Source organism: Kocuria sp. ZOR0020 (genome assembly GCF_000800955.1).
GTDB lineage: Bacteria > Actinomycetota > Actinomycetes > Actinomycetales > Micrococcaceae > Kocuria > Kocuria subflava.
This window is the reverse complement of the sequence record NZ_JROX01000085.1, coordinates 1-5,040: the sequence shown is the minus strand read 5'-3', so window position 1 is coordinate 5,040 and position 5,040 is coordinate 1. Positions and strand designations below refer to the sequence as shown.

Here is a 5,040-nt window from a genome sequence, read left to right as displayed (position 1 = left end):
AGGCCGTGGAGGCCTTCGCCGCGGCCACCGCCGGCCACGACCCGCGGGCGCGCCTGATTGCGCGGGCCGGCGAATGAGGCGGGAACGTCAGGAGGGACAGAGATGACCGATCACAGCGAGGAACGCGCGCTCTTCGTGATCTCCGTGGCGGCCGAACTCGCGGACATGCACCCGCAGACCTTGCGCCAGTACGACCGCCTGGGGCTGGTCCAGCCCACCCGTGCCCCCGGGCGGTCACGGCGCTACTCCCAACGTGACATCGACAAACTGCGGGAGATCCAGAAGCTCGCCCAGGACGGGATCTCCTTGGAGGGGATCAAACGCATCATGCAGTTGGAGAACCAGGTGGCCGCACTGCAGCACCGCGTCACGGAGCTCACGGATGCCCTGGAGACTGCGCGGGACCAGTTGGATCACGACCACAGTGTGTGGGCGGCCTCCCCAACGGGTGAGGTGGTGCGTTACCCGCGTGGCTCCCGCCCGCCGGGTACCCCGCCCCGGCCCAAGTCCCGTGCCCTGGTGCTGTACCGTCCGCGGCGCACGGACTCCGGGCAGTGAGCACTGGCGTCATCATCTGACCGGGTGCTGTGGTGCCTACTGCGCGGGTGGATCAGTCCGTGGGTGGCTGCCTGGCTGTGATGGACAGGTGCTGTTGGGCCAATCTGCGCAGAATCTTGAGGACCGGGTCCACCAGCAGGGTTCCCAGGATCACCTGGTGGACGGCCCGGGCAGGATCAGCAGGCAGGGAGTTGATGTCCACGCGCGCGATTTTCTCCGCGGCGTCCGCGTACACATTCAGTCGGCTGGCATCCACCCCCAGATCTGCTTGATCGCAGGCATCCCAGGCTTCATCCAACTGATCGATCAACGGATCCTGGGGATTGATGGTCCATTCACGTTCGGACAACCACCGGCGCGCACGGCTCGGCTCCTGTGAGTCCGGGCCGTCTGTGCTTTCGGCAGCCGGCGGTTCGTGACCCGGCGCCATGGTGGCCACGTCCGCGTTCTCCAAGGCGCGTTGGGCAGAACCCAGCAGGCCCAAACGCTCGATCTGGGGGTTCTCCAAGGTCTCCAGCACGCGCTGCACGGCATCAAGTTTGAGTTCTCCCACCTCCGTGAGGGCGCGCACCAGGCGGACACGATCCACGTGGGTGTGGTCGTAATCGGCTTGAGTGCGGGAAAGCTGACGACCTGGTTGCAGCAACCCCTTGCGCAAATAGAACTTCAGCGTGGCCACCGGAACACCGGTTTGTGCAGAAAGCGCGGAAATTTTCATGATCACCCCTTGACGTTGGATAGTCTAACTCTCCAATATTGGATACTGTAACTATCCAGATGGTGACACCGGAGGCTGCCATGACCACCCCCTTGACTCACGCGCACACCGGCGGCGTCGTCGTTTTTCAGATCGGGATGACCGTGAAAAAGCCGCACAGGCCTGACTTGTGGGGGCCGGTGGCGCTGGCAATGTCCAGAATGCAGACCGAACTCAAGCGCAACATGGCCCAGGCCGAGCGGGGTGAGGCCGAGGATTTGGGCTTCATGGGTGGGGTCAATCTGCTGGGCGCCAGGGGACCCTGGTGTGTGCAGTACTGGCGCAGTGTTGAGCAGCTCTACGCCTATGCGGCCGACCCCCACCACGCACATCTACCGGCCTGGCGGAAGTTCAACCAGGCGGCACGCAAGAACCCGGGTGCTGTGGGGGTCTGGCACGAAACCTATGTGGTGGCCGAAAGCGGCATCGAGACCCTTTACGGCAACGGTGCGGTGGTGGGCCTGGGGGCCGTGGCCGGGACCGTGCCGGTGGCCAAGCGTGGCCTGAAAGCTGCTCAGCGGTTGGGCTCGGCCCCGGACTCGCGCGTCAACTGATCCGGATCCACCTGGGGGATCTCCCCGGTGTAAGTGCCGGTTTCGTAGTCGTAGTCCAGGGGATTGCCGTCCTCATCCGTGCGCTGGTACCACTGCGTGTACTCGGGAGCCGCGGAGTCAAAATGCGCGGCTGTGGCCCACTTCTGATTGGCCCCGGAGGCGCGCTGAACACCCAGCATGAAGTCATCCCCGTAGTCATCAATGCCGTGACGCACCGCCTTGTCCAGGGCCCACCGGGTGTACTGGCCGCGCAGGATCAGGGGATCGCTGCGGAGGTCCTTGTGCAGTGCGAACACCATGGCGAACATGATCAGCGTGAACGGCAGCGCCGTGACGGTGATCAGGTTCTGCAGGCCCGTCAACGCGGATTCACCGCCCACCAGCAACATCACGACGGCGATGCCCGCCATGCACAGTCCCCAGAACACCGTGATCAGTTTGCGGGGTTCAGGGTCACCGCGCTGGGACATCTGGGAGGTCACCACGGAGGCGGAGTCTGCGGTGGTGATGAAGAAGATGGCCAGCATCAGAATCACCAAAATGGCCATGATGCCCGCCCCGGGCAGGGTGTCCAGCACCACAAAGAAGATCTCCTCAGGCGCGGGCAGGGAGTCGATGGTGCCATCCGGGGCAATGGTCTGGTTCTCCAGCTGTGCGCGGATCGCGGTTCCACCCACGATGGTGAACGCCAGAACCACAATGGTGGAGGGGATGAACAGCACCCCAAAGATGAACTGCCGGATGGTGCGGCCACGGGAAATCTTGGCCACAAAGATCCCCACGAACGGCGCCCAGGAGACCCACCACGCCCAGTAGAAATTGGTCCAGGCGGAGAGGAACGCCTCCATCTCCGGGCCGTCCGCCATGGAGGCCGAAAGCATGGTCGGCAGTTCCGCAAAGTAGGTGACCACCACGGACGGAATGAAGTTCAGCAGGAAGGCCGTGGGGCCCAGGACAAAAAAGAACAGGGCCAGGAAGATGGCCAGGACCATGTTGATGTTGGACAGCATCCGGATCCCTCGGGCCACCCCTGACACGGCGGAGGCGATGAACCCTGCCGTCAACACGGCAATGATGATCAATGCCACGGCGTTGCCGGCCTCCCCCCAGCCGGTGACAACCTCCACGCCACGTCCGATCTGCAGCGCACCGATGCCCAGGGCTGCCGCCGTGCCGAACAAGGTGGCGATGATGGCCAGCATGTCGATCACCCGCCCGGCCCAGGTGTCGGTCTTGCCGTCCCGGAAGAACGGTGCGAACACGGAACTCATCAGCGGCACCCGACCGCGGCGGTAGGAGGTGTAGGCAATAGCCAGGCCCACCAGGGCGTAGATGGCCCAGGCGTTCAACCCCCAGTGCAGTGCGGCCTGAGCCGAGGCCAGCTTGACCGCCTCCTGCGTGGCGGGATCCACTGATCCCGGGCGCGGGGAGAGAAAGTAGGTCATGGGTTCGAACGGGCCGAAGAAGATGATGCCGATGCCAATGCCGGCCGCAAAGAGCATGGCCGCCCACGATGCCGTGGAGTACGTGGGCTTGTCCTCGTCCAGCCCCAAGGGGATGCGACCGTACTTGGACAGCGCCAGGTACAGCAGATAGACCGGCAGGATGATGGCCAGCGTGCTGAAGGCCCAGCCCAGATTCCCCATGGTCCAGGTCAGGGCGGCAGATGATGCCGTGGTCAGGGTTTGCGTGCTCAGCACACCCCACAGGATGAAGCCCAGGATCAGTGCGCCCGCCACACCGGAGACAAATCGGTCCACGCCGTAGCGGTTCTTCTGATCATCCACCGTGATGCCCGGAACCAGCGCGGGGTGGATGTTGTGCGGGTAGTTGATCTCATCCAGGAAGGACCTGGCGAAACCCGGCCGGTACGTTCCCCAGCGGATGTGCGGCGTGGAGGCCTGCTCTGCGCCTGCTGGCGTGCCGTCGGGGGAGGGTGCGGGGTGGGCGTCGTCGTTGTGTCCTGCGGGCATGGGGTGCTCAGATCCGTAGACAGTGTGGGCTGTCCAAGGTTAAGCCACAGCATGCTGATGGTTGCGTCTTGAGGTGATGACTCACCAAGGGTGGCGGCATGGTGATTTACGTATTACTTTAATTGCATGATTGAGCAGGAGACCATCGCTGGCGTGCCAGTGACTGAAGCGCAGATTGCAGTTTGGGCTGACGAGGCCGAGGCAGGATACGACGCTCAAGTTTTGAAGAAGCGAGGCCGTGGGCGTCCAGGTCGCGGTGCCAAGCCGTCTCAAGTTGTTGCGTTGCGGCTGACTGTCGACGAGATTGCTGCGCTCGACACCCGGGCCGAACGCGAGGGAAAGTCTCGCTCCGAGGTGATCCGGGACGCCTTGGCTTCCACGTGAAAGTCCACACGTCGGCACGAAAACACGGGATCAGCCCTGAGGACATCGTCCAGGCGGCGACATGGCCAACTTGGATTGAAGACCTTGACGACGACAGTCCGAGTAGGCAGCTCCGTCTCGGATTCGACACTCGTGGCCGCATGCTGGAAACGGTTGTCCTCGTTTTCGACAGCGGCAATGAACTTGTCATCCACGCGATGAAAGCACGACCCCAAATGCTTGATTTGCTTCCCTGAACCAGTGCTCAGCTCAGTCCGTACGACGCCGGTAGGTCAGGTCCCGCGGGATGCGCCCGGCCTCGCGCGCCTTGCGTTCAAAGCTGGTGAGGGTGCGGCCCTCCCAGCGCGGGGCCCACCCCTGGTCCGGGGCCGAGTCCGTGGCCAGAGGACCGGGGTTGAGATTCTCGAACCGGCCGTCGGCCTCGATGACCTGACGCATCTGGATGGCGTACTCCTGCCAGTCCGTGGCCAGGCGCCACGTGCCGCCGGGCTTGATCACGGAGGCCACCTGGTCCACAAAGTGTGCGGAGACCAACCGCCGCTTGTGGTGCTTTTTCTTGTGCCAGGGATCCGGGAAGAACACCCACATCTCGTCCACAGAAGCCGGCTCCAAGAAGTGGTCAAGAACCTCCGGGGCGTTGGCTTGCACCGCGCGAACGTTCTGGGACCCGTTGGCCGCTGACTTCATCAGCAGATCCGCCAGTCCTGGCGTGTAGACCTCCACGGCCAGGAAGTCGTGCTCCGGCACCTCGGCTGCACGGTGGGCCATGGCCTCACCCAAACCGGACCCGATTTCCACCACCAGCGGCACGTTG

7 protein-coding genes are annotated in these 5,040 nt (G+C 63.8%); 4 read left to right on the top strand and 3 right to left on the bottom strand.

Features of this window, described 5'->3' with window-relative positions:
- The first annotated feature begins 102 nt into the window (after positions 1-102).
- On the top strand, positions 103-558 hold the full coding sequence (locus L979_RS05770) for a heat shock protein transcriptional repressor HspR (RefSeq protein ID WP_047690317.1): 456 nt from the start codon (positions 103-105) through the stop codon (positions 556-558).
- 52 nt (positions 559-610) lie between these two features.
- Here L979_RS05770 and L979_RS05765 read toward each other — a convergent pair whose 3' ends face one another.
- Positions 611-1,276, bottom strand: coding sequence for a MerR family transcriptional regulator (locus L979_RS05765; RefSeq protein WP_047690325.1), 666 nt, complete (start codon positions 1,274-1,276; stop codon positions 611-613).
- 80 nt (positions 1,277-1,356) lie between these two features.
- Between L979_RS05765 and L979_RS05760 the strand changes: the two genes are divergently transcribed.
- The gene (locus L979_RS05760) at positions 1,357-1,869 is read left to right on the top strand and encodes a DUF4188 domain-containing protein (RefSeq protein ID WP_047690323.1); all 513 of its coding nucleotides are present in this window, start codon (positions 1,357-1,359) and stop codon (positions 1,867-1,869) included.
- On the opposite strand, the gene L979_RS05755 is transcribed toward L979_RS05760, so the two are convergent.
- Positions 1,830-3,842 carry a BCCT family transporter gene (locus L979_RS05755; RefSeq protein ID WP_081993889.1) on the bottom strand — a complete coding sequence of 671 codons (2,013 nt, stop codon included), beginning with the start codon at positions 3,840-3,842 and terminating at the stop codon, positions 1,830-1,832. The two genes, L979_RS05760 and L979_RS05755, sit on opposite strands and share 40 nt — an antisense overlap.
- Positions 3,843-3,968: 126 nt before the next feature.
- Between L979_RS05755 and L979_RS05750 the strand changes: the two genes are divergently transcribed.
- On the top strand, positions 3,969-4,226 hold the full coding sequence (locus L979_RS05750) for a ribbon-helix-helix protein, CopG family (protein WP_047690314.1): 258 nt from the start codon (positions 3,969-3,971) through the stop codon (positions 4,224-4,226).
- Positions 4,223-4,462: a DUF4258 domain-containing protein gene (locus L979_RS16685; protein ID WP_047690311.1), complete on the top strand. Its 240-nt coding sequence runs from the start codon at positions 4,223-4,225 to the stop codon at positions 4,460-4,462. Before L979_RS05750 ends, L979_RS16685 begins: the two co-directional genes overlap by 4 nt.
- A gap of 13 nt (positions 4,463-4,475) precedes the next feature.
- Here L979_RS16685 and trmB read toward each other — a convergent pair.
- The coding region (gene trmB, locus L979_RS05740; RefSeq protein WP_047690309.1) for a tRNA (guanosine(46)-N7)-methyltransferase TrmB at positions 4,476-5,040 on the bottom strand (565 nt) is incomplete at its 5' end.